This window comes from Microbispora hainanensis (genome assembly GCF_006874475.1).
In the GTDB taxonomy this organism is placed as follows: Bacteria; Actinomycetota; Actinomycetes; order Streptosporangiales; family Streptosporangiaceae; genus Microbispora; species Microbispora hainanensis.
On the sequence record NZ_VIRM01000033.1, the window covers coordinates 1 to 26,923 of the forward strand.

Consider the following 26,923-nt stretch of genomic DNA (forward strand, 5'->3'; position numbering starts at 1 on the left):
CCTATACCTCCCCACGCGCTGCCGGTGGCTTCACTATAGGCTCTTACCTCAGGCGTGACAGGAATCTTGCATTATTCCGCAGCTCGTCCTCGTTTTTCGGACAGCCACCTTTCTGCGAAGGCCACGGCCTTCGGCAGCGAGAAGAGCCTGCTGTCCGCTTTTCCGACCCGGCCCCGCCTGATCTTCTCGGTTCGCTCCATCTCGGCGCCGCACTCCGCGAAATCACGGTCGTCCAGCACCACGTCCTGGTAATAGGTCCAGGTCCGTCGCCCGTCCACCTGCACCACGCATCCGTACCGCACCTCCGGCGGGTCGGGCCGGTAGCGGTATTCCGCCAGGTGGAAGGCGCTGCACTTGTCGAAACCGACGCCGAGCAGCAGCACGACCGCCTCCGCCTTCGCGAGCTTGGCCAGCGGCGACCGCTCTCCGAGATGGCACGTGAGATCGTGGCCGGCCATGAGCGACTCCGCGGTCGGTCCGACGGCGGCGAAGGAGGTCTGCGGGTGCTCGCTGCGGACCGCGTTCTCCAGCAGGCGTACGTGCTCCGCAAGGCTGCCGCACTCGATCGCGGAACTCCGCCTCACGTCGAAGGCGGGCATGCTGTCGCGGTACGCCCTGATCTCCTCGTCCGTCATCCCTCGGGTGACCGCGCGGTAGGCGTGGGACGTCTCCGAGTTGCCGGACGTGAAGGTGGGGACGACGAGCGTGCCCCCGGCGCCGAGAACGCGCATCAAGGCGCCGGCCAGCGTCGCGACTCCTCCGTCGATCGTGCCGATGCTGCGCAGCGAGGCGTGCACCAGCGCGGTCTGGCCGGAGCGCAGCCCCAGCCGGCGCAGGGAGTGGACCAGCGCGTCCTGCCCGAAACCGTGCTTCAGCGGGCCGGGGAGGCGTTCCGGTGACGCGGGCGGCACAAGGGTCGTCGAGATCGTGGAAAGACGGCTGAGCAGCGAGACGAACGCGAGGGCGGACAGACGGAGGCCCCGCATGTGTCACTCCGGCCGGGAGCCCGCGGGCTGGGGCAGGCGGGTGACGGCTTCGGTCAGTTTCGCGGCGAACCGGTGTCCCGCCGCCGGGAGCGTGGCGTCGCTGATCCGGCCGATCGTCGTCGCCAGCCGCGCGCGTTCCTCCTCACCGAGAAGAGCGGCGACGGAAAGGAGCCCGTACGCGTCGCACAGCAGCCGCTCGTGGTTCGCGTCGCCGCCGGCGAGGTCGAGCAGGTCGAGCAGCGCCCCGAGCTGGGCCCGGTGGAAATGCTCGACGAGCAGCCGGGCCGTCGTCTCAGGGCCGGCGCCGAGCGGGAGGGCGATCGCGCCGTACGCTGCGCGGCTCGTCGCGCCCGGCGCAGACGGAGCCAGGGGCGTCAGGACGCGCAGGCCGTCGCGCATGGCGGCCCGCTGATCGTCGGTCAGGAAGGTGAGAGCGGCAGGGACCACCTCGCCCCATTCGGTGGCCGTCTCGCCGGTGAGCCGGTCCTCGACCGGCAGGCCGTAGCAGTCGCGGTAGGGATCGACGTCGTCGAGGAGCAGACGGAGCCCGGCGCCGTCGACCAGGCGGACGGGCTCCCAGAGCCCGCTGTCCTCGGCATGCCATCGGCCGCCGACCCTCACGGCGAACGACCCGTCGTGCACTTCGACATCGGCGCGGTCTTCTCCGGCTGCGCGCATGCGGCCGAGGGCGGGCAGATGCACGAAGCCATGGACGACCGGCACCGTGACCTTCACGGCCAGACCGGTCCGTACGGCGGCGACCGCGGCGACGGCAGCGAGATGACCGGTGTCGGCGGCGGTGAGCGAGGCGGGATCGACGGCCGCGCAGCGCGCCGCCCAGGCACGGACGTAGGGGTGGCTCAGCAGGTCGTCGATCGCGGCGCGGTCCGCCCGCTCCGCGTCCACGAGGACGGACCAGGACTCCTCGTCGGCGGCGACCGTCGCCGCGCGGCGCGCCGCCAGGCGTGCTCTGCTGAGCTGCGGGGCTCGCAGACGGGCGATATCGTCCGGCGTGGCGCTTCCCGACGCCATGGCGTCCACGGTGGCGACCGGCAGCCGGTGGACGGCAGCCGCCGGGCGCCGCCGCTCGTGCGCGACCAGGTGGGAGATCAGCCGGAAGAGGTCCGCGCAGTAGACCGAGGGGTTGGCGAAGCCCGAGCCCGTCCGGTAGCGGTGCGCGTACAGGCCGCCGCCGCAGCTGGTCACGAGCGGGCAGCGGCGGCATTCCTCGGACAGGGAGTCCAGGCCTCCCTGACGTGCAGCGAAGCCGGGGTGCCGTGCGGCCTCGCTCAGCGAGTGATGGAAGACGTCGAATCCGGTCGCGGGCGCGCCGTCGAAGGAGGTTTTGAGCGAATCTGCCTGCTCGTAGGCGCCGTCGGTCTCGAGGACGACGAGGTCGGAGGGCCGCAGGCCGAGCGACTCGGTCTGGCTGTCCCCGCCCGAGGCGGTCAGGATGATCGAGTCGAACATCCTGATCGGGACCGGCCTGCCGTCCGCGCGCCACCGGTCGTGCACGGTGATCAGCCAGTCGGCGTAGGCGGTGTCCCGGCCGGCGGGCCGCAGTGGGGGGTTGTCCCACGTGGCGTGTGGCAGCAGGAAGTCGACGCGTGGAGGGCGCAGCGCGACGAGCGCCTCGTATACCGCGATGGGATCGTTGCGGACGTCGATGGTGCACAACAGCCCGGCGTAAAGATGCGGATAGTCGTCCCGCAGCAGGGTGATCGCCCGGATGACCTGCTCGTAACTGCTGCGGCCGTTGGCGTAGAGCCGATGGCGGTCGTTCGCCACGCGGTCGCCGTCGATCGACACGCCGACCTTGACGCCCTCGTCCGCGAACATGTCGCAGAACGCCCGTGACAGGAGCACGCCGTTGGTGTGGATCCGCAGGTCGAGGTCGCAGACACCCTCGACCGCCCGGCGGAGCGTACGTGCGAAACGCCGGAGCCGCTCGATTCCGGCGAGGAGGGGCTCGCCTCCGTGGAAGACGACGTGCGTCGTCCGGATTCGATGCTCGGCGGCATGCTCTGCGATCCGGTCCGCCGCCCGGACGGCGGTCTCGTCGGACATCACCACCGGCCGTCCCCGCCAGCTGGTGTCGGCGTGTTCGTACACGTAGCAGTGATCGCAGGCCAGATCACACCTGCTCGCCACTTTGAGCACGAACTGCCGGAACGGCACGATGGGCGGACGCATTACGAGCTGGTTGAATCAGATGGACGAATTGAACTCGCCTGACGTCTCCCCGGGCCGATCGTCCGACAGTCCGGACAGCGGAGAAGCGGTGACATCGGCGGCGTGTGTCGCATACGTCGCGTCGTTGTGCATAGCGGCACCTGTTTCTGGGCATGAGAGCAATCGATATTTGGACCCCGCTGTGCAGGGGACGCCTGCTTATGTATCCGCAGGTGAACGCGCCTACGCCCGACGGGGCCTAAAACCGGGAATCTTAACAGGAGAATATTAAGGAAGGGGTTACCTGCGGTATTGGCGCTACTGGAAACTTGCAATACTGGGCGTTTTATTCCTCGATGTGTCCGATTGTCTGCTAGAACAGGTATCAGCGCATAGTGAGCTTTTCGGGGTCTATGAGGTGATCGCGGGGCGCATCAGGGAAGCCGGCCGGCGCGTGCAGGCCCTCGGCGGGCGCGGATAGGGTGAGGGCCGTGAGGGAGCCGCTGGTGCGGCGGATGCGGGAGTTCGGGACGACCGTGTTCGCCACGATGACGAAGCTGGCCGTGGAGACGGGCTCGATCAACCTGGGCCAGGGTTTCCCCGACACCGACGGACCGGAGCGCATGCTGGAGCATGCGGTCGAGGCCGTGCGGAGCGGGCTCAACCAGTACCCGCCAGGACCGGGCCTCCCCGAGCTGAGGCAGGCGGTCGCCGAGCACCGCAAGCAGTGGTACGGCCTCGCCTACGACCCCGACGGGGAGGTCCTCGTCACCGTCGGCGCCACCGAGGCCATCGCCGCGACGATCCTCGCGCTCTGCGAACCGGGTGACGAAGTGGTGCTCTTCGAGCCCTACTACGACTCGTACGCCGCTGCCGTCGCGCTCGCGGGAGCCGTGCGCAGGGCGGTCACGCTGCGTGTCGACGCGGGGAGGTTCACCTTCGACCCGGCCGAACTGGAGGCCGCGATCACGCCCCGCACCCGGGCGATCCTGGTCAACTCGCCGCACAACCCGACCGGCACCGTCTTCACCCGTGAGGAGCTGGAGTGCGTCGCCCGGGTCTGCCGGGAGCACGACCTGATCGCGGTGACCGACGAGGTCTACGAGCATCTCGCCTTCGACGGCGTCGAGCACGTGCCGCTCGCCACGCTGCCGGGCATGCGCGAGCGTACGGTCATGATCTCCTCCGCGGGCAAGACCTTCAGCGTCACCGGCTGGAAGACCGGCTGGGTGTGCGCTCCGGCGCCGCTCACCGGCGCCGTGCAGGCGGTCAAGCAGTTCCTCACCTTCACCGCGAACGCCCCCTGGCAGGTCGCGGTCGCGTACGCCCTCCGCGAGGAGATGGAGTGGGTCGCGGCGCAGCGGGCGGCCCTGCAGGCCAAGCGGGACCGCCTCATCACGGGCCTGACGGAGGCCGGCTTCGACGTGCTGCGGCCGGCCGGCACCTACTTCGTGCAGACCGACATACGGCCGCTCGGCTTCGAGGACGGCCTGGAGCTGGCCCGCCGGCTGCCCGAGCTGGCGGGAGTGGTGGCCATCCCGACCCAGGTCTTCTACGACCACCCCGAACGGGGGCGTCACTACCTGCGGTTCGCCTTCTGCAAGCGGGACGAGGTCATCGACGAGGCGGTGACCCGCCTGCGCCGCCTTGGTAGCGATCACGTTTGATTACCAAGCGTTACTGCTCAAATGCTATTGGTTGATGGTATCAGTGTGATACCGCGCCGTAGGATGGGGGCATGGCCATGACGCTTCGCCTGACCGACGAGCAGACCGAGGCCCTCCGGCGGCGTGCCGAGAAGGAAGGCCGGAGCATGCAGCAGATCGTCGTTGCCGCGGTGGAGGAGTACCTCGCCCGGCACACCGCCGATGAGGAGGTACACCGCCTCGGTGTCGAGGCGGTGCGCCGCTGGAAGCCGGTGCTCGACCGCCTCGCCCAGTGACCCGCTACCTCTCGGTCGAGCAGGTTCTGGATCTGGCCGAACTGGCCGTTGAGGGCACACCCCAGCTCCGAGATTTCGGTCTGCTCGACTCGGCCGTCCACCGGCCGCAGGCGAGAATGTTCGACCAGGAGGCATACCCCGATCTTCTGGCAAAGGCCGCTGCGCTGCTGCACGCACTAGCGATCAACCACCCCTTTGTCGACGGGAACAAGCGGGTGGCCTGGGTCTCCACTGTGGTCTTCCTCGCCTACAACGGCATGGAGGTGGACACGGATGACGACTCGGCCTACGACCTGGTGATCGCGGTGGCGTCGGGGAAGCTGACCGAGGTCGACGAGATCGCGGACGTCTTGCGCGGCTTCACCGCCTCATCCTGAGCACCCGGACCGTGCCGGCGGCGACGAGCGGGGTGGCCAGCCACAGGAAGGGCACCGCGTCGACCGCCCACGCGCTCGCCGCGGCGGTGAGCAGCCAGTAGATCCCGATGGCCCAATAGATGAAGGCGTTGGCGCGCAGGCGTTGCAGGTCGGTGTCCGGCCGGTGCAGGCGCTGTGCCAGCACCAGGGTGAACAGCGCGCCCTGGGCGAGCAGCAGGATCGCCTCGTTGCCGGCGAACAGGCCGGTCGCCAGGGCCCTGCCATCCGCCTCGGCCGGCAGATGGCTGGCGTTGGCCTCGCCGAAGAGCGACGTCGTGTACGGAAGGAAGACCACGAAGAACAGCAGCGGGATGTGCAACAGGAGGACCAGCTGGGACACCCGCTGGAGCTGGTCGAACAGCGTGTGATGGGCCCGCCACGTGAACCAGAGCATGAGAAAGGCGATGGCGAAGGCCATGAAGGAGCCGAAGTGGTCGCCGAAGAACGATCCCAGCCGCCGGAAGTCCTCGCCCTCCGGGCGCGGGAGTTCCAGGGCGAGCAGCGTGATCGCGATCGCGAATATCGCGTCGGCGAAGATGCCGACACGTTCGTGCGTGAGCCCGGGACGCACCTGAGGCATGGCCATGCGGCTCTCCAATAAAAGGGGGGCAGAGGCGAGCATTCTGGCAGAAGCCGCCTCGAACGGAAGGCGGAAGGCGACGGGACGGCCATGGGCCCGGGGCTCGATGGAAACGGCCTCACCGCGCACGTCACCGAGCTTGCGCAGCTGAGCCTGGTTGCTGAGCTTGGTGAAATCTGCCCATGGATGCGGCAGGGGTGGGCGAGACTCGCCAATGAAGGCCGGGATGGGGCTGGATAGTTTCCGGATGTGGGCGGACGCGTACTGATCGCACTGGGCGGCAACGCCATGACGGCTCCCGACGGGAGCGCGTCCCCGGCCGACCAGCAGCGGGCGATCGGCGAGGCGATGGCCCACGTGGCGGCGCTCAGCAGGGCCGGGCACGAGGTGGTGCTCACCCACGGCAACGGCCCGCAGGTCGGCAACCTCCTGCTGAAGAACCAGCTCGCCGCCCACGTCGTGCCGCCCGTGCCGCTCGACTGGTGTGTGGCACAGACGCAGGGCACGATCGGCACGCTCATCATGAACGCCCTGCAGCGCGAGCTGGGGCACGCCCGGGTCGCGGCGATCGTCACCCGCACGCTCGTGGACCCGGCCGACCCGGCGTTCCAGGACCCGGTCAAGCCGATCGGGCGGTATTTCGGGGAGGAGGAGGCGCGCCGCTTCGAGGGGCACGGCCAGGTCTGGCGGCGGTTCGACCGCGGATGGCGGCGGGTGGTCGCCTCGCCGCGGCCCGTGGAGATCCTGGACGCCTCCGCCGCCGTCGCGCTCATCGACGCCGGATTCACCGTGGTCGCCGCGGGAGGCGGGGGAGTGCCGGTCGTGCGGCAGGAGGACGGCGCGCTGACCGGGATCGAGGCCGTGATCGACAAGGACCTCGCCGCCGCCGCGCTCGCGGTCGCCGTGGGCGCCACCGACCTCGTGATCGCGACCGACGTGCCGAACGCCGCCGTGGACTTCGGCACGCCCCGCGCCCGCCCGATCGGGGAGATCGACGTGGCCGCCCTGCGCGAGTTGCAGGCGGCCGGTCACTTCGCCGGAGGCAGCATGGGACCCAAGGTCGAGGCCGCCCTGTGCTTCGCGGAGGAGACCGGCGGCCGGGCCGTGATCACCTCGCTGCACCACATCGGTGCCGCGCTGTCAGGAAATATCGGTACGAGGGTGTACAGAGGGGTGGAGAGATAGTGCCGGATCCGATCGAGGTACGGAAGGTCCCCATTGAGAGTGTCACCGACGCCTCCGGGCTGGCGAGGCTGATCGACGACGGCGTGATCGAGGCCGACCGCGTGCTGGCCGTGATCGGCAAGACCGAGGGCAACGGCGGCGTGAACGACTACACGCGGATCCTGGCCGACCGGGCCTTCCGCGAGGTGCTCGTGACCAAGGGCACGCGCACCGCGGAGGAGGTCGCGCAGGTGCCCCTCGTGTGGTCCGGCGGCACCGACGGCGTGCTCAGCCCGCATGCGACGATCTTCGCGACCGTCGATCCGGCGACGGCCGTACGGACCGACGAGCCGCGGGTGAGCGTCGGCGTGGCGATGAGCGAGGTGATCCTCCCCGAGGACATCGGCAGGCCCGCCATGGTCGAGAAGGTGGCCGCCGGAGTGCGCGAGGCCATGAAGATCGCCGGCATCGACGACCCGGCGGACGTCCACTACGTGCAGACCAAGACGCCGTTGCTCACGCTGTCCACGATCACCGACGCCAAGGAGCGCGGCCAGACGGTCGTCACCGAGGACACGCTGAAGTCGATGGACATCTCCAACTCCACCACGGCGCTCGGCATCGCCGTCGCACTCGGGGAGATCGAGGCGCCCTCGGCCGAGCAGATCCACAAGGACCTGTCGCTCTACTCGTCGGTCGCCTCGTGCTCCAGCGGCGTCGAGCTCGACCGGGCCCAGATCGTCGTGGTGGGCAACGTACGCGGGATCGGCGGCCGCTATCGCGCCGGCCACTCCGTCATGAAGGACGCCCTGGACACCGACGGGATCTGGGAGGCCATCCGCGGCTCGGGCATCGAACTGCCCGAGCGGCCGCACCCGAGCGACCTCGGCGACCGCCTGGTCAACCTGTTCATCAAGTGCGAGGCCGACCCGTCGGGCCGCGTACGCGGGCGGCGCAACATCATGCTCGACGACTCCGACGTCCACTGGCACCGCCAGATCAAGGCGACCGTCGGCGGCGTGGCGGCGAGCGTGACCGGCGACCCGGCCGTGTTCGTCTCCGTGGCGGCGGTCCACCAGGGCCCGTCCGGCGGCGGCCCGGTGATCGCCATCGCCGACCTGGGCTGATCCGGCTCCCGGCCTGGCGGCTCCGGCTCTCCGGTCTCGCTGCTTCGCCTCCCCGTTCGGGCTGTTCGGGCTGTTCGGGCGGGGCCGAGCGCGTACGGCACCGCCAGGGGCGGACGGTAAGGTCGCAGACATGCCGGTCATTCCACAGCCGCTGCGCCCCGACGACGACGGCGCCGCCGACGCGCCCGTCGCGTCCGCGCTGTCGGCGTTCCAGGCCGGTACGGCGACGGCGGCGGACGTCCTGGCGGCTCTCGCCGGGGCGAGGCTGCTGGTGCCCGTGGTCGCGCTGCTCACCGAGTCGGAAGTGGGGGAGCACGGCCTGCGCCAGGAGAAGGAGAGCGAGATGGCCCTCCCGAAACTGGTCGGCAAGGACGGTCGTGAGGCCGTGCTCGCCTTCACCGGGACCGAGCCGATGCGCAGGTGGCGCGCGGACGCCCGGCCGGTGCAGGCCACGGCCCCGCAGGTCTGCCAGGCGGCGCGGCACGAGAGCGCCGCGGCCGTGGTGGTGGACGTGGCCGGGCCGGTCCCGTTCGTGATCGAGGGCGGCATGCTGCAGGCCCTCGCCACGGTGGAGGAGGCCAAGAGGGACGCCTCCGCCGTGGAGCGCCTCGCCCGCGAGGTGCCGGGCGCCACGGTGGCCCGTCTGGGGACCGCGGAGGGCAAGCGCCGCGGCCGCTGGTGGAGCCGCCGCGCCTGAGGCCCGCCTCGGCGGTGCGTGGGAACGCGGTTGTCCACAAACGCGGTTGTCCACAGGGGAGCCCGCAGACCGGCCCTGGGCGGCATGGGGGGCGCTAGTGTCGGCCGCGTGCCCCTCGTCGTCCTCGCCGCCGCCGTCCTCGGCCTGATCGCCGGGGCGTACGCGCGTGCGGTCGCCGGCGGCTTCGGGCCTGAGCAGGACGCCCGGCGCGAGAGCCGCCGCGCGGAGGCACTGGCCGCCCTCGCGGCGGCGGCCCGGGCCGTGCCGCTGCCCCGCCCGCCGTACGCGGTCGAGGGCGCGACCGCGCTGGCCGCGGCGCTGGTGGCCTGGCGCGTCCACGACGGCTGGGTGCTCGCCGCGTGGCTGTACGCGGTGGCCGTGGGGGCCGCGCTCGCGGAGATCGACCGGAGGACGTGGCGGCTGCCCGACGCGATCACGCTGCCGTCCTACCCGATCGTGCTGGCGCTGCTCGTGCCGTCGGGCCGACTGCTGCCCGCGGTGGCGTCGGGCTGCGCGCTCGGCGCGGTCTACGCCGTGCTGTGGTTCGTCCGTCCCACGGGGCTCGGGCTCGGCGACGTGAAGCTGGCCGGGCTGATCGGCCTGCTCACCGGCGCGCTCGGCGTGCAGGCCACGGTCGTCGCCGGGATGGCGGGCCAGGTCCTCGGCGCGCTGTACGCCGTGGGGCTGCTCCTGGCCCGCAGGGCCACGCGTACGACGGAATTCCCGTTCGGCCCGTTCATGCTGGCGGGGGCGCTCGTCGCGGTGGCTGTTCCCGGGGCCTTCCCCGGAGCCCTTCAGGGGGCCTTTCCGGGGGCTTTTCCCGGCGGATAGCACGTGCGGTTCCCGGTCTGGGGGGATCCGCACACGGTCATGGGGGTGTCAGGGGGACGCCGCAGTCGGGTGCACATGGAAGACTTGTCCCCATGCTGCGCTGGTTGACCGCCGGGGAGTCACACGGCCCCGAGCTTCTCGCGATCCTGGAAGGCCTGCCCGCCGGGGTGGAGGTGACCACCGCCGACCTCGCAGAGGCGCTGCGCCGCCGCCGTCTCGGATACGGCCGCGGGGCGCGGATGAAGTTCGAGCAGGACGAGGTGACGATCTCCGGCGGCGTACGGCACGGTCGTACGCTCGGCTCGCCCGTCGCGATCCGCATCGGCAACACCGAGTGGCCGAAGTGGGAGACCGTGATGGCCGCCGACCCGGTGGACCCGGCGGTGCTGGAGGGCCAGGCGCGCAACGCGCCGCGCTCGCGCCCCCGCCCCGGCCACGCGGACCTCTCCGGCATGCAGAAGTACGGCTTCGACGACGCGCGGCCGGTGCTCGACCGGGCCAGCGCGCGGGAGACCGCCGCCCGGGTGGCGCTCGGGCAGGTCGCCCGCTCCTTCCTCAAGCAGGCCCTCGGCGTCGACATCGTCAGCCACGTGGTCGCGATCGGCGAGGCGAGCGCGCCCCGCGACGTGCTGCCCGGCCCCGGCGACATGGCGGTGGTGGACGCCGACCCGGTGCGCTGCGTCGACCCGGCCGCGAGCGCGGCGATGGTCGCCGAGATCGACAAGGCGCACAAGGACGGCGACACCCTCGGCGGTGTGGTCGAGGTCGTCGCCTACGGCCTGCCGCCGGGCCTCGGCAGCTACACCCACTGGGACCGGCGCCTCGACGCCCGCCTCGCCGCGGCCCTCATGGGCATCCAGGCGATCAAGGGGGTCGCGGTCGGCGACGGCTTCGAGACCGCCCGCCGCCCCGGATCACGGGCCCACGACGAGATCGAGAACACCCCCGAAGGCGTGCGCCGGATCACCAACCGAGCCGGCGGCGTCGAGGGCGGCATGACCAACGGCGAGCCGCTGCGGGTCAGCGCCGCGATGAAGCCGATCTCCACCGTCCCCCGCGCGCTCGCCACGGTCGACGTGCTGACCGGCGAGCCGGCCAAGGCGCACCACGAGCGCTCGGACGTCTGCGCGGTCCCGGCCGCCGCGATCGTCGCCGAGGCGATGGTGGCGCTGGTGCTCGCGGACGCGGCCGTCGAGAAGTTCGGCGGCGACTCCGTCGAAGAGGTCGCGCGCAACCTGTCGGGCTACCTGTCGTCCCTGGTCATCAAGTAATAGGGTTTGTGATCATGCAATCGGCGTCCCAAGGACCCGCCGCGGTCCTCATCGGCCCGCCCGGCTCGGGCAAGTCCACGGTCGGGCGGCTCCTCGCGGACCGCCTCGGCCTGCCGTTCCGCGACACCGACGCCGACGTCGAGGCCGTCGCCGGCAAGACCGTCAGCGACGTGTTCGTGGACGACGGCGAGGAGCGGTTCCGCGAGCTGGAGGCGCAGGCCGTTCGCGACGCGCTGGAGACGCACTCCGGCGTGCTCGCGCTCGGCGGCGGCGCGATCCTGCACGAGCACACCCAGAAGCTGCTGTCCGGCCACCGGGTCGTGTACCTCCAGGTCGGGCTCGACCAGGCGGTCAAGCGGGTCGGCCTCGCCTCGGCCCGCCCGCTGCTGGTGCTGAACCCGCGCAGCCGGCTCAGGCAGCTGATGGAGCAGCGCCGGCCGATCTACGAGGGCCTCGCCGCGATCACCGTCGCCACCGACGGCCGCGAGCCCGAGGACGTGGTGACCGAGATCGAGGCGGCGCTGTGACCGCGACACACATCACCGTGGGGGGCGAGAGCCCGTACGACGTCGTCGTCGGCACCGATGTGCTGGGGGAGCTGCCCGGCCTGCTGGACGCGAAGGTGCGCACGGTCGCCGTGATCCACCCCGCCGGGCTGCCCGAGATCGCCAGGCCCGTGCGCGAGACCCTGGAGGGCGCCGGGCTGGAGGTCGTCGCCCTGCCCGTGCCCGACGGCGAGGACGCCAAGTCCGTCCACGTCGCGGCCGAGCTGTGGTCGGCGTTCGGCCGCTATGGCATCACGCGTTCCGACGCGGTCGTCGGCGTGGGTGGCGGCGCGACCACCGACCTGGCCGGGTTCGCGGCCGCGACGTGGCTGCGCGGCGTCCAGGTCGTGCAGGTGCCGACCACGCTGCTGGCCATGGTGGACGCGGCCGTCGGCGGCAAGACCGGCATCAACACCCCCGAGGGCAAGAACCTGGTCGGGTCCTTCCACCCGCCGAAGGGCGTGCTGTGCGACCTGGCCACGCTGGCGAGCGTGCCGCGCGAGGACTACGTCGCCGGCCTCGCCGAGATCATCAAGGGCGGGTTCATCGCCGACCCCACGATCCTCATGCTGATCGAGGACGACCCCGCCGCCGCCCGCACCCCCGAAGGCGAGCACACCCGCGAGCTGGTCGAGCGCAAGATCCGGGTGAAGGCCGACGTCGTCGGGGCGGACCTGCGCGAGAGCGGCCTGCGGGAGATCCTCAACTACGGCCACACGCTCGCCCACGCGATCGAGCGGGTCGAGGACTACCGCATCAGGCACGGCGAGGCCGTGGCCATCGGGCTCGTCTACGCGGCGGAGCTGTCCCGGCTCGACGGCCGCGTCGGCCGCGACGTCGTCGACCGCACCCGCTCGATCCTGGAGTCGGTCGGGCTGCCCACCACCTATCGTGCGGACGCCTGGCCGCGGCTGCGCGACCACATGCGGGTGGACAAGAAGGCCAGGGGAGCGGTGCTCCGGTTCGTCGTGCTCGACGACATCGCCAGGCCGGCCCGGCTGGAGAACCCGTCCGAGGAACTGCTCGAAGCCGCGTACCGGGAGGTCGCCCGATGAGGCAGGTGCTCGTGCTGAACGGGCCCAACCTGGGCCGTCTCGGCAGCCGGGAGCCCGACGTCTACGGCGCGCAGACCTTCGACGACCTGGCGGCCCTGTGCCGCGAGACCGGCCGCGAGCTGGGCCTGTCGGTCGAGGTCAGGCAGACCGACGACGAGGCCGAGCTGGTGAGCTGGATCCACGAGGCGGCCGACTGCAGGACCCCCGTGGTCCTCAACCCCGCCGCCTTCACCCACTATTCGTACGCGCTGCGCGACGCGATCGCGCAGCGTACGGCTCCGCTGGTCGAGGTGCACATCTCCAACCCCAACGCACGGGAGGAGTTCCGCCACACCTCCGTCGTGGCGGCCGTGGCCACCGGGACGATCGCGGGGTTCGGCATGCGGTCGTACGAGCTCGCGCTGCGCGCGATCGCGGACATGGGCGAGTGACGAAAGAAGGGACCATGGGCTACCGGTCGTATGTGGCGGTCGGAGACAGCTTCACCGAGGGGCTCAACGACCCCCTCCCGGGCGCGCCCCCTCCTGCGCCGGGGGAGGTGGTCCGCTACCGGGGCTGGGCCGACCGGGTCGCCGAGCGGCTCGCTCAGCTCGAACCGGACTTCCGCTACGCCAACCTCGCGGTGCGGGGCAAGCTCATCGACCAGATCGTCGCCGACCAGGTGCCCGTGGCCGTCGAGATGAAGCCTGACCTGATCAGCTTCTGCGCGGGCGGCAACGACCTCATCCGCCCCGGCGCCGACCCCGACCAGATGGCCAAGAAGCTCGCCGCCGCCGTACGCGCCCTGCGGGCCGGCGGCGCCGACGTCGTGCTGTTCACCGGGACGGATCCACGGGACACCCCGATCATGCGGCAGCTGCGGGGCAAGTTCGCGGTCTTCTTCATGCACGTCCGCTCGATCGCCGACCTGTACGGCTGCCACCTGGTGGACATGTGGTCGATGCAGGGGCTGCGGGACTGGCGGGCCTGGAGCGACGACCGGCTGCACATGAACGCCGAGGGCCATCGCCTGGTCGCGGCCCGGGTCCTCCACGTGCTGGGCGTGTCCGGCGAGGACGACTGGCGCAAGACCTGGCCGCCCCGGCAGCGGGTGGACCCGAGGGCCAAGCGCCGCGAGGACGTGCAGTGGCTCAGGGAGCACTTCGGCCCCTGGATCGGACGGCGCCTGCGTGGCACGTCGTCCGGCGACGGCCTCGCTCCCAAGAGGCCCGAGCTCGGCCCGCTGCCCCCGGCCCCCACGTCCTGATTCCTCTCCCCGGCCTCTGACACACGCGCCCGATCGGCTCCCTGCCAAGCGCCCCGCTGCGTCTGGCCCGGCGCGTACGCCGCCTCGGATCGGCGGAGGTCCTACCACGGTCCGATGCGCGAGGGCGGACATCGCGCGAAGATCCTGCTTCACGGCCACCGGCGCAGGGGACGCCGATGCCGGCTTCGAGCAAGGGGAGTGACGATGGCGTGGAAACGATGGCGCACGTGCCGGGGTGGACGGGTGTGGCTGCTCGCCGTGCTCGCGGCCCTGCCGGTCGTGGCGGCCGCCGTCGTGGCGGTCGCCTTTCCTTCGGTCGCCGCCACGACTTGTCCCGGCTGTTACGGACTGGAGCGGCTGGCTCCGGGCGTCTACGCGGAGTCGGGCCTGCCGCCGGACCGGAGGCGGCAGGTGGTCTCCGTCGTGGAGGAGGCGGAGCGGCGCGTCCGCGACTTCTACGGCGGCAGGCAGGCCTCTCCCCGGATCCTCGCCTGCCTCAGCGACCGCTGTTACCGCCGGATCGGCGGCGGAGGGGAACGCGGTATCGCGGTGCTGAACCGCGCGGTGATGCTGTCGCCCAAGGGCGTGGATCCGGTCATCACCTCCCACGAGATGTCGCACGTCGAACTGCACGCCCGCCTGGCCGCAGATGATGCGGTGCCGCAGTGGTTCGACGAGGGCCTGGCTGTTCTCGTCTCCGGCGACCCGCGCTACCTCGCGCCGGAGACGGCGGCCGACCGTTGCCTGGTGAGCACGGACGCCATGCTGCCGGTGACGCTGGATGCCTGGTCGCGCGCGGCCGGCGCGGACGTGCGCACCTACGCGAAGGCGGCGTGCCGGGTGAGCCGATGGGTCACCGCGAACGGCGGGCCACACACCGTGCTCGACCTCGTACGGCGCCTGAACGCGGGGGAGACGTTCGGCGCGGTCACGAAGATGTGACCGGAGCCGGCGGGCAGCGATCCCCGCGTGCGTGAGCAGGGACGCCGGCGCGCGCCGCATGGGGAGGCGGGACGCCGGTGCGACTCGCGGGGCGTGCTCGGTGAGGCGCGTGGTGCGCGAGCCTCTCGTCCTCCGCGCCACGGGCATGATCCGTGTCGGGACCCCATTCTCCCCCGCACCACCGGCACGGTCCCCTCTCGGGGATCTCGTCGTCCCCCTGGCGGAGCTCCGCCGGTGGCCTGAGCTCCGCCAGGGGCCCGAGCTTCGCCCGGCCGGCGCGGGTCAGGAGCCGGTGGTGAGGCGGCGCAGGGCGTCGCGGACCTTCGCGGGGTCGGTGGTGCGCCAGAAGGGCGGCAGCGAGTTGAGCAGGAACCCGCTGTAACGGGCGGTGGCGAGCCTCGGATCGAGAACGGCGACGACGCCGCGGTCGTCCATCGACCGCAGCAGCCGGCCCGCGCCCTGCGCCAGCAGCAGCGCGGCGTGGGTGGCCGCCACCGCCATGAAGCCGTTGCCCCCCGTGGCCGCCACGTGCCGCTGCCGGGCGGAGGCGAGCGGGTCGTCGGGACGCGGGAACGGGATCCTGTCGATGATCACCAAGGTCAGCGACGGGCCCGGCACGTCGACGCCCTGCCACAGGGACAGCGTGCCGAACAGGCAGGTGGCGGGGTCTCCCGAGAACTGCTTGACGAGCTGCGAGGTCGAGTCGTCGCCCTGGCAGAGCAGCGGCACGTCGAGCCGCTCGCGCAGCGCCTCCGTGGCGGCCTTCGCGGCCCGCATGGAGGAGAACAGGCCGAGCGTCCGGCCGCCGGCCGCCTCGATCAGCTCGGCGATCTCGTCGACGTACGCCTCGGGCAGGCCGTCGCGGCCGGGCTGGGGGAGATGCGTGGCGACGTAGAGGATGCCCCGGCGCGGGTGGTCGAACGGCGAGCCGACGTCGAGGCCGGTCCACTCCCCGGCCCGCAGGCCCCACTGGCGGGACAGGCTGTCGAACGAGCCGCCGAGCGCGAGCGTGGCGCTGGTGAGGACGACGGTGCGGTCGCCGAACAGCTTGTCGCGCAGCATGCCGCCGACCGACAGCGGCGCCACCCGCAGGGTGGGGGGAACGCGCCCGCGCCCCTCCTCCAGCCAGACGACCTCCGCCCGGTGGACCTCCTCGGACCGGGCGTCCGCGCCCCCGCCGGCCGTGCCGCCCCGGGAAGCCGCCGAATCCCGTGAGCTCCCCGAATCCCCTGAGTCGCTCGACTCCCCGATGTCCTCCGCGTCGTCCCCGGCCCCGTCGCGGCCCGCCGCGGGGCCGAAGGCGTCGAGCATCCGCTGGGCGGTGTCGTGCACCTCGTCCAGCGCCGTGAACGCGCCCTTGCGGAGCCCGGCGTTCTCGGGGTCGTCCTTGTCCTTGTTGCGCGGCCCGAGGGCGGTGATGCAGGCGAAGGCGGCGTCGCGCACCAGCGCGAGCGTCATCCCGAGCGACTGCGGCAGTGTGTCGACGCGGCCGGGCGGGGCGACGGCCAGCAGGGCGCGCAGGTCCTCGCCCGCCTCCTGGAGCCGGTCGGCCACCCCCTGCTCGATGAGCCGTCCCGCCCGGCGGACGGCGAGGCTCACCGTGCTCTCCGACAGCTCTCCGGTGACCACCGAGGTCACCCGGTCGACCAGCTCGTGCGCCTCGTCCACCACGACCACGTCGTGCTCGGGCAGGACCGCGAAGTCCTCCATGGCGTCGATCGCCAGCAGCGCGTGGTTGGTCACCACGACGTCGGCCGCGCCCGCGCGCTCGCGCGCGAGCTCGGCGAAGCAGTCGGCGCCGCTGGGGCACCGCTGGGCCCCCAGGCACTCCCGGGCCGTCACGGAGAACTGCCGCCACGCCTGGTCGCTCACCCCGGGCACGATCTCGTCGCGGTCGCCGGTCTCGGTGTCGTTGGCCCACTCCTGGATGCGCTGGACCATCCGTCCGGTGGCGCTGACCTCGCGCGGGTCGAAGAGCTGGTCGTCCTCGTCGTCGGGCATCCCGGCGGCCATCTTGTGGCGGCACAGGTAGTTGCGGCGGCCCTTGAGGATCGCGAACTCGGGGCGGTGCGGCAGCAGGCTCTCCAGCGCGTCCGCGAGCCGGGGCAGGTCGCGGTCGACAAGCTGGCGCTGCAGCGCGATCGTGGCGGTGGAGACCACAACGGCGTCGCCGCTTTCGGCCGCGTGCCTGATCGCGGGCACGAGATAGGCCAGGGACTTGCCGGTGCCGGTGCCGGCCTGCACCGCGAGGTGCTCCTCGCTCTCGACGGCGTCGCGCACCGCCTGCGCCATCTTGACCTGCCCAGGGCGCTCGACCCCGCCCAGCGCGGTCACCGCGGCGGTGAGGAGTTCTTCGACGGGCGGAAGATCGGCACGGTCCTTGGGCACGGAAGAACGCTACCCGGTGTCACCGACATCCTGTGCGTGTCCGCCCCACCACATCCTGGCGTTCCAGGAACTCCCTCCCGGCGCGCGTGGCACACTGAGATGTCAGTGCTCTCAAGGTCAACAACGATCTACCCAGTGAGGTCGAAAAGGGAAGAAACGGAAGTTTCGCGAGGGTTCCCGAGATCGAGTGGACGGAAAAGGGCAGGTAAAGGCACTATGTCTGCCATGTCGGAAGTTGTCCCATTGCCCTCGTTCGGCGAGGTGTTCTTCGACGCGCGAGGCCAGGACCGTGTGCTCCGGGTCACGTGGCACGACGGCACGCTGGTGCTGAGCCTGTGGCGGGGCGAGATGTGCACGGCCAGTTTCCGCATGCCCATGAACGACGTGGGACGGCTGATCGACACCCTCGACGAGGGTTTCGCCGAGGCCGGCGGCGAAGAACAGGACGCCGGGACGGGACCGTTCCCACGGCAGGGCGCGCCGGGCCAGGACGGCTACGCCCCCCAGGACGCGTCGTACCCCGCGCATCCCCAGGACCAGGGGCAGGACCCCTTCGCGACCCAGGTGCACGACCCGTACGCCACGCAGGTCCACGACCCGTACGCGGCCGAGGGCCCGGACGCGTTCGCGGCGCGTGGCCAGGACGCCTACGGCGCTCCCGGCGCGTACCCCGGGCAGCCCGGCGACGGATACGGGGGGCAGGACCTCTACGGCGCGCCCCAGACCGGGCCGCATGCCGTCTCCCGGGCCCCGCGCGGCCAGGCCCGGGACGGTTATGCCGCCGACGAGGGCCACGCCGCCGCACCCGACGGCTACGGTCAGGCCCCGGACGGGTACGGCAGGGCCCGCGACGGCTACGCGCAGGGCGAGGACGGCTACGCCGCACGGGGCCGCCGCGCGTCGCGTGACGCCGGGCGCGACGCCGGGTATCCCGAGCAGGCCGACCCGTCCGACTACGAGTACCCCGAGTATCCGGGCACAGGGCAGTACGCCCGTCCGCCGGTGCCGCCGCCGGCCCCGGCCCCCGAGGCCTACCCGGCGCCCGCCGCGCTCGGCCCCAACGACGTGCTCGTCGCCCGGGGCACCCCCACCCAGGACCGCCTCGTCGCGTCCTCGGCCCAGACCGGTCCGCAGCCGGCCTACCGCCCGGCCCCGCAGGCCCCGCAACCCCCGGCCCCGCAACCCCAGCCCCCGCAGCCCGGGGCGGTCGACCCGAGCGACCCCCTCGGCCTCGGCCCGGCCCGGCCGTACGTCAACGAGCAGTACGTCAACGACCAGTACGCGAACGAGCAGTACCCGAGCGACCAGTACCAGAACGACCAGTACGCGGGGGAACCGCCGCTCTACACCACGGGCGAGCGCCTGCGGCCGGAGCAGTGGCCGGCGGGTCAGGCTCCCGACCAGCATGCCGAGCGCGAGCGTCGCGGGCGGCGCGGCGGGCAGCCCTCCGGGGACTCCCCGATTCCTTGGTCGGACGAGGACGGAGAGGGCTGGGAGACGTCGCGCGGGTGGTGAGGGTCACGGTCGGCGGGAGTTCCAGCTGTAAGTAACCTCATCGGTTGATGGACACAGCAACGGCACTGCAGTTCCTCCTGCTCCCGGCCGGCGCCCTCGGCGTCGCCGCCCTGGCACGACGGCGTGACTGGTCGGCCCCACTGCTCCTGGTGCTGGCCGGCCTGGCCGCCTCCTACGTGCCCGGGGTCCCCGACTACAGCCTCGACCCGCACATCGTCCTGGTGGTCTTCCTGCCGCCGATGCTCTACTCGGCGGCACTCGACAGCTCATACCTGCGGCTGCGCGACGCCGCCAGGCCCGTCGGCCTTCTGGCCGTCGGGCTCGTCCTGGCGACGACGGTGGTGGTCGGCTTCGTCGCGCACGCGATCGTCCCCGATCTCCCGCTCGCCGCGGCCTTCGCGCTCGGGGCGATCGTCGCCCCTCCCGACGCCGTGTCGGCGGTCGCGATCGGGCGCAGGCTCGGCCTGCCGCGACGCGCGCTGACCATCCTCGTGGGCGAGAGCCTGTTCAACGACGCCACCGCGCTGACCGCCTACCGGGCCGCGGTCGGCGCGCTGACCGGCGCCGCCGCCGGCCTGCTCGACATCGGCGGGCAGTTCCTCCTGGCCGCCGGGCTCGGCGTGGTGATCGGCCTCGCCATCGCCTACCTCTCCGGGTTCGTGCTGCGGCGGCTCGACGACCCGCTGATCGCCAACGGGGTCTCGCTGCTGGTGCCGTACGCCGCCTATCTCGCGGCCGAGGCCGTGCACGCCTCCGGTGTGATCGCCGTCGTGATCGTCGGCATCTACCTGGGCCACGAGCTCAGCCGGACGACGTACGGCACGCGGCTGCTGTCGAACGCGGTCTGGAAGGTCGCCGACCTGGTGCTGGAGTCGATCGTGTTCGCCCTGATCGGCCTGCAGCTGCGCCCGATCATCGCCGGGCTGGACGGCGAGCGGCCCGGGGAGCTGGCGACGTACGCGATCGTGCTGTTCCTGGTGGTCGTCCTCGTGCGGTTCGTGTGGATGCCGGCCAGCACCTGCCTGCCGCGGATGCTGTCGAAGCGGGTGCGCGCCCAGGAGCCCAGGACACCGTCGTGGCAGAACATGGTGCTCACGAGCTGGGCGGGCATGCGCGGGGTGGTGTCGCTGGCCGCGGCCTTCGCCCTCCCGGAGCACTTCCCCCAGCGCAACCTGCTCCTGTTCCTGACGTTCGCGGTCGTCGTGGGCACGCTGATCGTCCACGGGCTGTCGTTCCCCTGGCTGATCAGGCGGCTGGGCGTCTCCACCGCCCGCGAGCGGTACGGCGACGACCTCGCGGAGGCGGGCGCCCAGCAGGCCGCCGCGGCCGCGGCCCTGGCGCGGCTGGAGGAGCTCACCGCCGACGGCGTGCTGGACGTCCACCAGGAGGTCGTCGACCAGTTGCGCAGCCGCGCCGAGCGCCGGGCCCTGCACGCCTGGGAGCGGCTCGGCGGCGGCACCGGCCCCGAGGGCGAGGAGACGCCCGCCTCGCTCTACCGGCGGCTGCGCCGCGAGATGCTCGCCACGGAACGTGAGGTGTTCGTGCGGCTGCGCGACGAGCGGCGCATCGACGACGAGGTCCTCCACCGGGTCATGCAGGAGCTCGACTTCGAGGAGGCGACGCTCGAACGCGGCTGAGCGCGCCCGGCGGCGCGGTCCGAGCGCTCGGCGGCGTGATCTACTGGCCCAGGCGCTGGTCGACGAAGCACCAGCGCCAGTCCTCTCCCGGCTCGAACGAGCGGATCACCGGGTGGCCGGTCTCCTTGAAGTGGGCCGTGGCGTGCTTGCCGGGAGAGGAGTCGCAGCAGCCGATGTGGCCGCACTCCAGGCACTTGCGCAGGTGGACCCATCGCATGCCGTGCTCCAGGCACTCCTGGCAGCCTCCGGGCGTGAGCGGCTCCGGGTCGGCCGTGACGAGCATATGTTCGCAGTTCCCCATGCCGCAGATGCTACGGCGCTCGATCCCGTGCCCGGCGCACTCCCCGGGGTCGGGGACGGGGTCGGGGCCGGGGGCGGGGACGGGTGCGCCGAACCTCCACAAACTCCCCCTCGTGATCTGCACATCGTTTCCGTAGGTTCGTGGGCCATGACGACGACGGTCGACACGGGCGACTTCACCGCCTGGTTACGCGACTTCGAGGGCGCGGCGCTGCTGCGGCGCACCTGGGGCGACCCCGACTGGAGCGCGGGAGCACGGCTGGAGCCCGCCCTCGTACGGAGCCTGCAGCGGTTCCAGGTGGGCGAGGACGGCGACGGCGCCCGCCTCATGGACAAGGCCCGCCGGGCGGGCGACCACGTGTACGCGGAGGCGGTCCGCCTGTTCGTCGCCGAGGAGGGCGAGCACGCCCGCCTGCTGGGCCGGCTCCTGCAGGCGGCGGGCGCGGCGACGATCGCCGGCCACTGGACCGACACGGTCTTCGTACGGCTGCGGCGGCTCCTCGGTCTGCGCATGGAGCTGATGGTCCTGATGCTCGCCGAGGTGGTCGCGCTCGGTTACTACCGCGCGGTGCGCGACGGCGCCCGGGACCTGCTCGCCGCGGAGGTCGCGGGCCGGATCCTGGCCGACGAGCTGCGCCACGTGCCCTTCCACCGCGACCGGCTGCGGGTGTCCTTCCGGAGATCCTCCCGGCTGTCGCGGGCGATCGCCTCGGCCCTGTGGTGGTCGCTGCTGGCGGGAGTGCTGACCGTGGTCGCCTTCGATCACGGTGAGGCCCTGGGCGGGGCCGGAGTGTCCAGGACCGCCTTCGCCCGCGAGGTCGCGGGGTACTTCCGCGCGATCGTCGCCGAGGTGATGGCGGGGTGATGGCGGGGTGATGGTGAGGCGATGGCGGGGTGATGGCGGGGTGATGGTGAGGTGATGACGGGGGACGGCCGCGTGACGGCGGGCCGATGACGGGTGAGCGCGGAGGGCCCCGGGGGGGCGGGATCCGGTGTCACGGCGGCCGGGCCGCCGTTGGGTAGGGTGATCGGCATGCGACTCCTCCCGTTCGCCGCCGCCTGCGCGGCTGCCGTCCTGTTCACCTCCGGCTGCGCGACCGCGGACAAGGCGCAGACGTGCGCCGAGGCGACGCAACTGGTCAGCCGGACCATCAGCGACATCGGCGCGGTCGTGAACGACCCCGACGCCATGCGCAAGAAGATCGAGGACGGCGCGGCCAACCTGGAGGACATGGCGAACAAGGCCGCCGACACCACGCTCAGGGACGCCCTTCAGGGGCTGGCCGACAGCCTCCAGAAGCTCGATGTCGACGACGCCAACGGGGCGGTGGACGCGGCGCAGAAGGTCGCCACCGACGGCGCGACCTACCTGCGCGAGGTCAGCCAGGCCTGCCTCTGACCCGGCCGCCTGCGCCGCTCCGTCCGCTCAGGCGGCCCACGGCGGCGACCAGGACGGCCGAGCGCAGGCCGTCCGCGGTGGCCGCGCCCAGGCCGAAGCCGGCCAGACCGGTCAGCAGGCCGAGGTAGGAGCCGCCGGCCGGCAGCCGCCACGCCGGCATCGCCGTTCCAGCGGCGCCCACGGCGACGCCGAGGACCAGGTGCCGCGCAACCCGAGGCGCGGTGCGACTACGTCCTCGGCCACCCGGTCGTGGGCGAGCTGCGGCTGTCGGCCGAGCTCGTCGGCCTGCCCGGCGACCCCGAGCTGCAGGGGATGGACCTGTTCGCCGCCGAGCCCGGTTCGGAGCCGGAGGACAGGTTGCGGCACCTGGCCGCCACGACGACGCGGGTGGCGTCGTCCCACTCGCGGCAGAAGTGGCAACCCGGCAAATCTAGGGGAAAAGGGGCAGAAATAGCGTTATCGCATGGAAGAGAACGAACCCGACCCCCGCTTCGTCCTCGCCAACGAGCGCACGTTCCTCACCTGGATCAGCACCTCCCTCGCGCTGAGCGCGGGCGGCATCGCCATCGCGGTCGTCCCCGGCGAGGTCTTCGTGCCGTGGGTGCGCACGCTGCTCGCGGTCGTGCTCGTGCTGCTGTCCGCCGTCGCGGCGGGCTCGGCCTATCCCCGCTGGCGGCACATCGATCGGGCGCTCCGGCAGGATCGCGCGCTCCCGCCGCCCGCTTTGGCCCCCATGTTCGGGTATGGCGTGGCCGGGGTGGCCGTACTGGCCCTCCTCCTCATCCTCCTGGAACGGTGATCGGCGCGTGAGCGGCGAGCCGAGGCCGGGCCTGCACAGCGAGCGGACCCGCCTGGCCTGGGTCCGCACGGCCGTGACCATGGCGGGCTCGGGCATCGCGGCGGCCGGGATCGCGGTGCGCCAAGATCTGCCCGTCCTCGCCGTACCCTTCGCGGCGGCCGCGCTGGCCGGGGCGGTGCTGCTGCTGCGCACCGGGATCCGCCACCGCCGCCTGGAACGGGCGCTGCGGCAGGGGAGCCCGGTCGACGGCCGGAGGGACGCCCGCATCGCCTGGGCCGGCGCGCTCGCCGTCGCCGCCGCGGCGCTGATCATGGTGCTCGCCCTGGCCCTGTGAACACCGCACGTCCCGCGCAGGCAGGCGAAACCGTCCCGCGCCACGAGACGGGAGCGGCACGTCACCGCATCCGAGTCGTCACGGCGATCGTGAAGTGAGAGCTCAGATCGCCCGCACGGCCTCCATGGTGTGCGGGCGCACGGCGGTCTCCAGCCGGACGCCGCCGACGGACGTCACCGCCGCCTTGACCGCGTTCTTCTTCGCCCAGCTCTCCGCCTGCGCGCGCAGGGTCGGGTCGGGAGACAGCAGGGTGTCCGCCATCATGGCGAACAGGCTCGTGCACGCCTTCGATCCGACGCCGAGATCGCAACGGGCCTTCACCGAGAGCACCTTGTCCGGCCCGTCGTGCCAGATCGAGACGGACATGCGGGAGGCGTCGCCCGGCCGGCAGATCGTGTTCATGGTGGCGCCGGTCACCGGATCGGTCGCCGTGGACCTCGCGCATCTCCAGGCATTGGCCGCCTGCAGCCAGTTTCCCGCGACCATGTTGACGGTCACCTTGGGCAGGTAACGCTGCTTTTCCGAGGGGAACCTTCCGGGGAAGGACGGCGCGCGGTCGTCCGTCACCGGCTCGGTGGTCGCGAGTCCCACGGCGGCGCCCGCGACCCCGCCCAGCGCCAGCGCCGCGATCAGCACGCCGGCCGTGACCAGCGCGAACACCGCTGTTCCCCGGCGGCGCGGCGCGTCCGGTCCGGGCGGGACCGGGACGGAAGCCCCGGAACCGGGCGGCCCCGCAGGATGGTGCGCCGGTGTCCACGCCTGCCGCCCGGCGGCGTACGGCTGAGCCGCCTGCGGCCCCGGCGGCGGTGGCACGGCGAGGCCCGGCTGTGCTTGAGCGCCCGGAGGGGGTGGCACGGCGAGGCCGGGCTGACCGGGGCCGCCCGGAGGCGCGGCCTGCACCGGCTGCCACGCGGCGCCGTCCCACCAGAACCTGCCGTCGGGAGAGTACGGCCAGCCGGGTGGAGCCGCCATCAATATCTCCTCTTCATCGTCAGTTCGACGGACCGGGTGTTCTGCTCCCGCTCCAGCGTGTACTCCCAGTCGAGGACGTAGGTCACGTCCCCGTCGCCCGTGATCTGCTCGGCCAGCCAGCCCCCGACCTTCTTGGCGGTCGAGGGGTCGTCGCGGTGCGGAAGCGTCGCGAACCACGACATGTAGTCCAGCCCGGCCGCCGCCGTGGTGCTGTCGGGGTTGACGATCCGCGCCTCGACCTTGCCGATGTACTCGTAGAAGTCCGTCACATTGGCGACCCGGAAGAGGTCCGCTTCGAAGCGCACTTTGCCGATCTTCAGCTCGCAGGACCAGATCTGCCTCTTGTCGGCGCAGGTGTGCCCCTGGCCCTGCAGCGCCTCGACCACGGTGCCGATCTTGAGCCCCGGAACGCACTCGTGGCCGCAGTATTTCGTGTCCTGTCCGCGATAGCCGGACGCGACGGCGAACCCGCCCGCCCCGGCGAGCAGGAAGAGGACCAGGCCGATCACCCCGACCACGACGTGGCGAGACCCGCGGCCACTCTGCGTCAGCTCTACAGTCACGAAGAGGGAGTATGGCAAGGATTCCCTACGCAGGTGGACAAAGCTCGCGAATCTCGCCGATCGACCGGCCGGCGTCCGCGGCCGTGAGGTTCACCAGCCGGTTCACCAGCCGTGGTCAGTCGTCCGCTGCGGCGATGGTCTCGGCGACCTCCTCCGCCCGTTCCTCCTCCTCGCGGGCGAAGCGCTCCGCGTCGAGCCGCTCGGCGATCTCCTCGTCCTGCCGCATCAGCGCGTCGAGGCTCTGCCCGGCCATGTCGAGCACGCCCATGTCCGCGTACGCCTTCTGGAGGCGGGGGCTCCACAGGCCGATGTCCTTCACGCACGGCACGATCCGGCTGAACAGCAGCGCACGGAACAGCCGCAGATACTCCGACCTGTCCACGCACTCCATGGCCTCGGCGGACTCCTGCCGCGACAGGCCGATGGTCTCCCAGATCTCCGCGCCGCGCAGCCGGTCGCGCATGAGGTAGCAGCCCTCGATGACGAAGTCCTCGCGCTCGCGCAACTCGGCCTCGGACAGGTTCCGGTAGTGGTCGCGCAGCGCCATCCGGCCGAACGCCACGTGCCTGGCCTCGTCCTGCATCACGTACGCGAGGATCTGCTTGGGCAACGGTGTGGTGGCGATGTCGCGCATCACCCCGAACGCGGCCAGGGCCAGGCCCTCGATCAGCACCTGCATGCCGAGGTAGGGCATGTCCCACCGCGAGTCGTTCAGCGTGCTGTCGAGCAGCGCCTTGAGGTGCTGGTTGATGGGGTAGGCGAGCCCGACCTTCTCCTGGAGGAACCGCGCGTACGTCTCGGCGTGCCGCGCCTCGTCCATCGTCTGGGTGGCGGCGTAGAACTTGGAGTCGAGGTCGGGCACCGACTCCACGATCCGGGCCGAGCAGATCATCGCGCCCTGCTCGCCGTGGAGGAACTGGGAGAACTGCCAGGCGGCGTTGTGCCTGCGCACCTCGTCACGCTGCCGGGCGTCCATGCGCTCCCACAGCGGGGAGCCGTAGATGGCGAGCGTGGTGTCGGGGACGCCGAGGACGTTGCAGGGATCGACCTCCAGATCCCAGTCGATCCGCTTGACGGAGTCCCACTGCTTGTCCTTGCCCTTCTGATAGAGGGCGAGCATCCGGTCGCGGCCGTTGTCGTACTCCCAGGTGAACCGGGCCGCTCCGGTCATCTCCACGTCCCACGTGGACAGCTCGGCGGGGATGGTGTAGAGCTCGTGGGTCGACACGGGACCTCCCTCGACGTACACCGTACGTATCCCTGCGAGCGTGTCACGTACGCTGTACGTACGTCAATGGACGGAGAACGCGCGGCGGCGAGAGGATTCGGTCATGCTCAACCGCACCCGCATCGTGACCGCCGCCGTGGAGCTCATCGAGAGAGAGGGCGCCGACGCCGTCTCGATGCGCAGGATCGCCGCCGAGCTGGGCGTCGGCGTCATGTCGCTGTACAACCACGTGCCGAGCAAGGCCGCGCTGCTCGACGCGGTCGCCGAGGACGTGCTGTCGCGGATCGGCTTCACCGACGACCCGTCCGCACACTGGACCGAGCGGGTGCGCATCCAGGCGCGGGCCTTCCGGCGCATCGCCCATCACTATCCCCGTTCCACGATGGTCGTGGTGAGCAGGCAGCTGAACTCGACGGCGGGGCTTCTCCCGGTGGAGCGCGCCCTGGCGACCCTGCGCGAGGCGGGCTTCGACGGCGGAGAGGCCGTCCGGATGCTGCGGATGTTCATCGCCTATGTCGTCGGCTCGCTGCTGCGGGAGGTGGGGGTGACCCCCACGTTCGCCCCCGTACGGGCCGGCGCGGCCGTCGCCGAGGTCGATCCGGCGCTGTTTCCGCTGGTGAGCGAGCTGCGGCCGCAGCTGGACTCCTGCGACCACGACGAGGAGTTCGAGTTCGGCCTGGAGCTGCTGGTCCAGGCGATGGCCGTACGGGCCGCGGCGCGGGCGGGCGCCAGGACCGGCGGCGGGGAGGGCGAGCGCGGCGGCGAGCGGGCCGGTCGTGGAGGCGCCCGGCAGTAGGCCGCCGGGCGCCTCCGC

Annotated in this window: 29 protein-coding genes; 20 read left to right on the plus strand and 9 right to left on the minus strand. The window is 72.1% G+C overall.

The features are described from left to right. Nucleotides 1–71: 71 nt before the first annotated feature. Nucleotides 72–986 (minus strand): AAC(3) family N-acetyltransferase, encoded by a 915-nt coding sequence (locus FLX08_RS24565; protein ID WP_142621772.1) that lies wholly within the window; start codon nucleotides 984–986, stop codon nucleotides 72–74. A gap of 3 nt (nucleotides 987–989) precedes the next feature. After that, nucleotides 990–3,179: an FxsB family cyclophane-forming radical SAM/SPASM peptide maturase gene (locus tag FLX08_RS24570; RefSeq protein WP_142621775.1), complete on the minus strand. Its 2,190-nt coding sequence runs from the start codon at nucleotides 3,177–3,179 to the stop codon at nucleotides 990–992. A gap of 470 nt (nucleotides 3,180–3,649) precedes the next feature. Here FLX08_RS24570 and FLX08_RS24575 point away from each other — a divergent pair, with 470 nt between their 5' ends. The 3 genes from FLX08_RS24575 to FLX08_RS24585 all read left to right on the plus strand — a co-directional run bounded on the left by FLX08_RS24575 (nucleotide 3,650) and on the right by FLX08_RS24585 (nucleotide 5,477). Continuing rightward, nucleotides 3,650–4,825 carry a pyridoxal phosphate-dependent aminotransferase gene (locus FLX08_RS24575; protein WP_142621777.1) on the plus strand — a complete coding sequence of 392 codons (1,176 nt, stop codon included), beginning with the start codon at nucleotides 3,650–3,652 and terminating at the stop codon, nucleotides 4,823–4,825. Between the two features lie 71 nt (nucleotides 4,826–4,896). After that, nucleotides 4,897–5,100 (plus strand): ribbon-helix-helix protein, CopG family, encoded by a 204-nt coding sequence (locus tag FLX08_RS24580; protein ID WP_076434728.1) that lies wholly within the window; start codon nucleotides 4,897–4,899, stop codon nucleotides 5,098–5,100. Further along, nucleotides 5,097–5,477, plus strand: a complete 381-nt coding sequence (locus FLX08_RS24585) for a type II toxin-antitoxin system death-on-curing family toxin (protein WP_142621779.1) — start codon at nucleotides 5,097–5,099, stop codon at nucleotides 5,475–5,477. The genes FLX08_RS24580 and FLX08_RS24585 overlap by 4 nt, the downstream gene beginning before the upstream one ends. Here the strand turns inward: FLX08_RS24585 and FLX08_RS24590 are convergent. Further along, complete coding sequence (locus FLX08_RS24590) at nucleotides 5,461–6,102, minus strand: TMEM175 family protein (RefSeq protein WP_167530558.1); 642 nt, start codon at nucleotides 6,100–6,102, stop codon at nucleotides 5,461–5,463. The genes FLX08_RS24585 and FLX08_RS24590 overlap by 17 nt on opposite strands. 243 nt (nucleotides 6,103–6,345) lie before the next feature. On the opposite strand from FLX08_RS24590, the gene FLX08_RS24595 reads away from it, so the two are divergent. The 10 genes from FLX08_RS24595 (at nucleotide 6,346) to FLX08_RS24640 (ending at nucleotide 14,974) form a co-directional block, all read left to right on the plus strand. Further along, nucleotides 6,346–7,281, plus strand: coding sequence for a carbamate kinase (locus tag FLX08_RS24595; RefSeq protein WP_244312865.1), 936 nt, complete (start codon nucleotides 6,346–6,348; stop codon nucleotides 7,279–7,281). Further along, entirely contained in the window at nucleotides 7,281–8,387 is a 1,107-nt protein-coding gene (gene bar, locus FLX08_RS24600) for a barbiturase (RefSeq protein WP_142621783.1), read from the plus strand. The genes FLX08_RS24595 and bar overlap by 1 nt, the downstream gene beginning before the upstream one ends. 130 nt (nucleotides 8,388–8,517) lie before the next feature. Then, entirely contained in the window at nucleotides 8,518–9,084 is a 567-nt protein-coding gene (locus FLX08_RS24605) for an SseB family protein (RefSeq protein WP_142621785.1), read from the plus strand. A 108-nt stretch (nucleotides 9,085–9,192) separates the two neighbouring features. After that, entirely contained in the window at nucleotides 9,193–9,915 is a 723-nt protein-coding gene (locus tag FLX08_RS24610) for a prepilin peptidase (protein WP_142621787.1), read from the plus strand. 92 nt (nucleotides 9,916–10,007) lie between these two features. Continuing rightward, nucleotides 10,008–11,186 carry a chorismate synthase gene (gene aroC, locus FLX08_RS24615; protein ID WP_208761636.1) on the plus strand — a complete coding sequence of 393 codons (1,179 nt, stop codon included), beginning with the start codon at nucleotides 10,008–10,010 and terminating at the stop codon, nucleotides 11,184–11,186. Between the two features lie 14 nt (nucleotides 11,187–11,200). Continuing rightward, nucleotides 11,201–11,713, plus strand: a complete 513-nt coding sequence (locus FLX08_RS24620; RefSeq protein WP_142621789.1) for a shikimate kinase — start codon at nucleotides 11,201–11,203, stop codon at nucleotides 11,711–11,713. Further along, the gene (aroB, locus tag FLX08_RS24625; RefSeq protein ID WP_142621791.1) at nucleotides 11,710–12,786 is read left to right on the plus strand and encodes a 3-dehydroquinate synthase; all 1,077 of its coding nucleotides are present in this window, start codon (nucleotides 11,710–11,712) and stop codon (nucleotides 12,784–12,786) included. The genes FLX08_RS24620 and aroB overlap by 4 nt, the downstream gene beginning before the upstream one ends. Further along, nucleotides 12,783–13,217 (plus strand): type II 3-dehydroquinate dehydratase, encoded by a 435-nt coding sequence (gene aroQ / locus FLX08_RS24630; RefSeq protein ID WP_142621793.1) that lies wholly within the window; start codon nucleotides 12,783–12,785, stop codon nucleotides 13,215–13,217. Before aroB ends, aroQ begins: the two co-directional genes overlap by 4 nt. A 14-nt stretch (nucleotides 13,218–13,231) precedes the next feature. Next, on the plus strand, nucleotides 13,232–14,032 hold the full coding sequence (locus FLX08_RS24635; protein ID WP_142621795.1) for an SGNH/GDSL hydrolase family protein: 801 nt from the start codon (nucleotides 13,232–13,234) through the stop codon (nucleotides 14,030–14,032). 204 nt (nucleotides 14,033–14,236) lie between these two features. Next, nucleotides 14,237–14,974, plus strand: coding sequence for a hypothetical protein (locus tag FLX08_RS24640; protein ID WP_208761637.1), 738 nt, complete (start codon nucleotides 14,237–14,239; stop codon nucleotides 14,972–14,974). Between the two features lie 282 nt (nucleotides 14,975–15,256). Here the strand turns inward: FLX08_RS24640 and FLX08_RS24645 are convergent, their stop codons facing one another. Further along, nucleotides 15,257–17,362, minus strand: coding sequence for an ATP-dependent DNA helicase (locus tag FLX08_RS24645; RefSeq protein WP_142621797.1), 2,106 nt, complete (start codon nucleotides 17,360–17,362; stop codon nucleotides 15,257–15,259). Between the two features lie 225 nt (nucleotides 17,363–17,587). Between FLX08_RS24645 and FLX08_RS24650 the strand changes: the two genes are divergently transcribed. Together FLX08_RS24650 and FLX08_RS24655 are read left to right on the plus strand one after the other, a co-directional pair. Continuing rightward, a complete protein-coding gene (locus FLX08_RS24650; protein WP_142621799.1) occupies nucleotides 17,588–18,877 on the plus strand; it encodes a hypothetical protein in 1,290 nt (429 codons plus the stop codon). 47 nt (nucleotides 18,878–18,924) lie between these two features. After that, nucleotides 18,925–20,514: a Na+/H+ antiporter gene (locus FLX08_RS24655; RefSeq protein ID WP_142621801.1), complete on the plus strand. Its 1,590-nt coding sequence runs from the start codon at nucleotides 18,925–18,927 to the stop codon at nucleotides 20,512–20,514. 40 nt (nucleotides 20,515–20,554) lie between these two features. On the opposite strand, the gene FLX08_RS24660 is transcribed toward FLX08_RS24655, so the two are convergent. After that, nucleotides 20,555–20,815, minus strand: coding sequence for a ubiquitin carboxyl-terminal hydrolase 14 (locus tag FLX08_RS24660; RefSeq protein ID WP_142621803.1), 261 nt, complete (start codon nucleotides 20,813–20,815; stop codon nucleotides 20,555–20,557). A 147-nt stretch (nucleotides 20,816–20,962) separates the two neighbouring features. Here FLX08_RS24660 and FLX08_RS24665 point away from each other — a divergent pair, with 147 nt between their 5' ends. After that, on the plus strand, nucleotides 20,963–21,679 hold the full coding sequence (locus FLX08_RS24665) for a ferritin-like domain-containing protein (RefSeq protein WP_142621805.1): 717 nt from the start codon (nucleotides 20,963–20,965) through the stop codon (nucleotides 21,677–21,679). Nucleotides 21,680–21,847: 168 nt separating this feature from the next. Further along, complete coding sequence (locus FLX08_RS24670; RefSeq protein ID WP_142621807.1) at nucleotides 21,848–22,213, plus strand: NAD-glutamate dehydrogenase; 366 nt, start codon at nucleotides 21,848–21,850, stop codon at nucleotides 22,211–22,213. Here the strand turns inward: FLX08_RS24670 and FLX08_RS42325 are convergent. Beyond that, nucleotides 22,194–22,373, minus strand: a complete 180-nt coding sequence (locus tag FLX08_RS42325) for a hypothetical protein (RefSeq protein ID WP_142621809.1) — start codon at nucleotides 22,371–22,373, stop codon at nucleotides 22,194–22,196. The two genes, FLX08_RS24670 and FLX08_RS42325, sit on opposite strands and share 20 nt — an antisense overlap. Nucleotides 22,374–22,676: 303 nt before the next feature. Between FLX08_RS42325 and FLX08_RS24680 the strand changes: the two genes are divergently transcribed. Together FLX08_RS24680 and FLX08_RS24685 are read left to right on the plus strand one after the other, a co-directional pair. After that, nucleotides 22,677–23,012 (plus strand): YidH family protein, encoded by a 336-nt coding sequence (locus FLX08_RS24680; RefSeq protein ID WP_142621811.1) that lies wholly within the window; start codon nucleotides 22,677–22,679, stop codon nucleotides 23,010–23,012. 7 nt (nucleotides 23,013–23,019) lie between these two features. Further along, nucleotides 23,020–23,346, plus strand: a complete 327-nt coding sequence (locus FLX08_RS24685; protein WP_244312866.1) for a DUF202 domain-containing protein — start codon at nucleotides 23,020–23,022, stop codon at nucleotides 23,344–23,346. A gap of 102 nt (nucleotides 23,347–23,448) precedes the next feature. On the opposite strand, the gene FLX08_RS24690 is transcribed toward FLX08_RS24685, so the two are convergent. The 3 genes from FLX08_RS24690 to FLX08_RS24700 form a co-directional block, all read right to left on the minus strand. Continuing rightward, a complete protein-coding gene (locus FLX08_RS24690) occupies nucleotides 23,449–24,318 on the minus strand; it encodes a hypothetical protein (protein WP_142621815.1) in 870 nt (289 codons plus the stop codon). Continuing rightward, nucleotides 24,318–24,881 (minus strand): hypothetical protein, encoded by a 564-nt coding sequence (locus FLX08_RS24695; protein WP_142621817.1) that lies wholly within the window; start codon nucleotides 24,879–24,881, stop codon nucleotides 24,318–24,320. Before FLX08_RS24695 ends, FLX08_RS24690 begins: the two co-directional genes overlap by 1 nt. 115 nt (nucleotides 24,882–24,996) lie before the next feature. After that, nucleotides 24,997–26,109 (minus strand): ferritin-like domain-containing protein, encoded by a 1,113-nt coding sequence (locus tag FLX08_RS24700; protein ID WP_142621819.1) that lies wholly within the window; start codon nucleotides 26,107–26,109, stop codon nucleotides 24,997–24,999. A gap of 103 nt (nucleotides 26,110–26,212) precedes the next feature. Here FLX08_RS24700 and FLX08_RS24705 point away from each other — a divergent pair, with 103 nt between their 5' ends. Then, nucleotides 26,213–26,905, plus strand: a complete 693-nt coding sequence (locus tag FLX08_RS24705; RefSeq protein ID WP_142621821.1) for a TetR/AcrR family transcriptional regulator — start codon at nucleotides 26,213–26,215, stop codon at nucleotides 26,903–26,905. Nucleotides 26,906–26,923 lie beyond the last annotated feature (18 nt).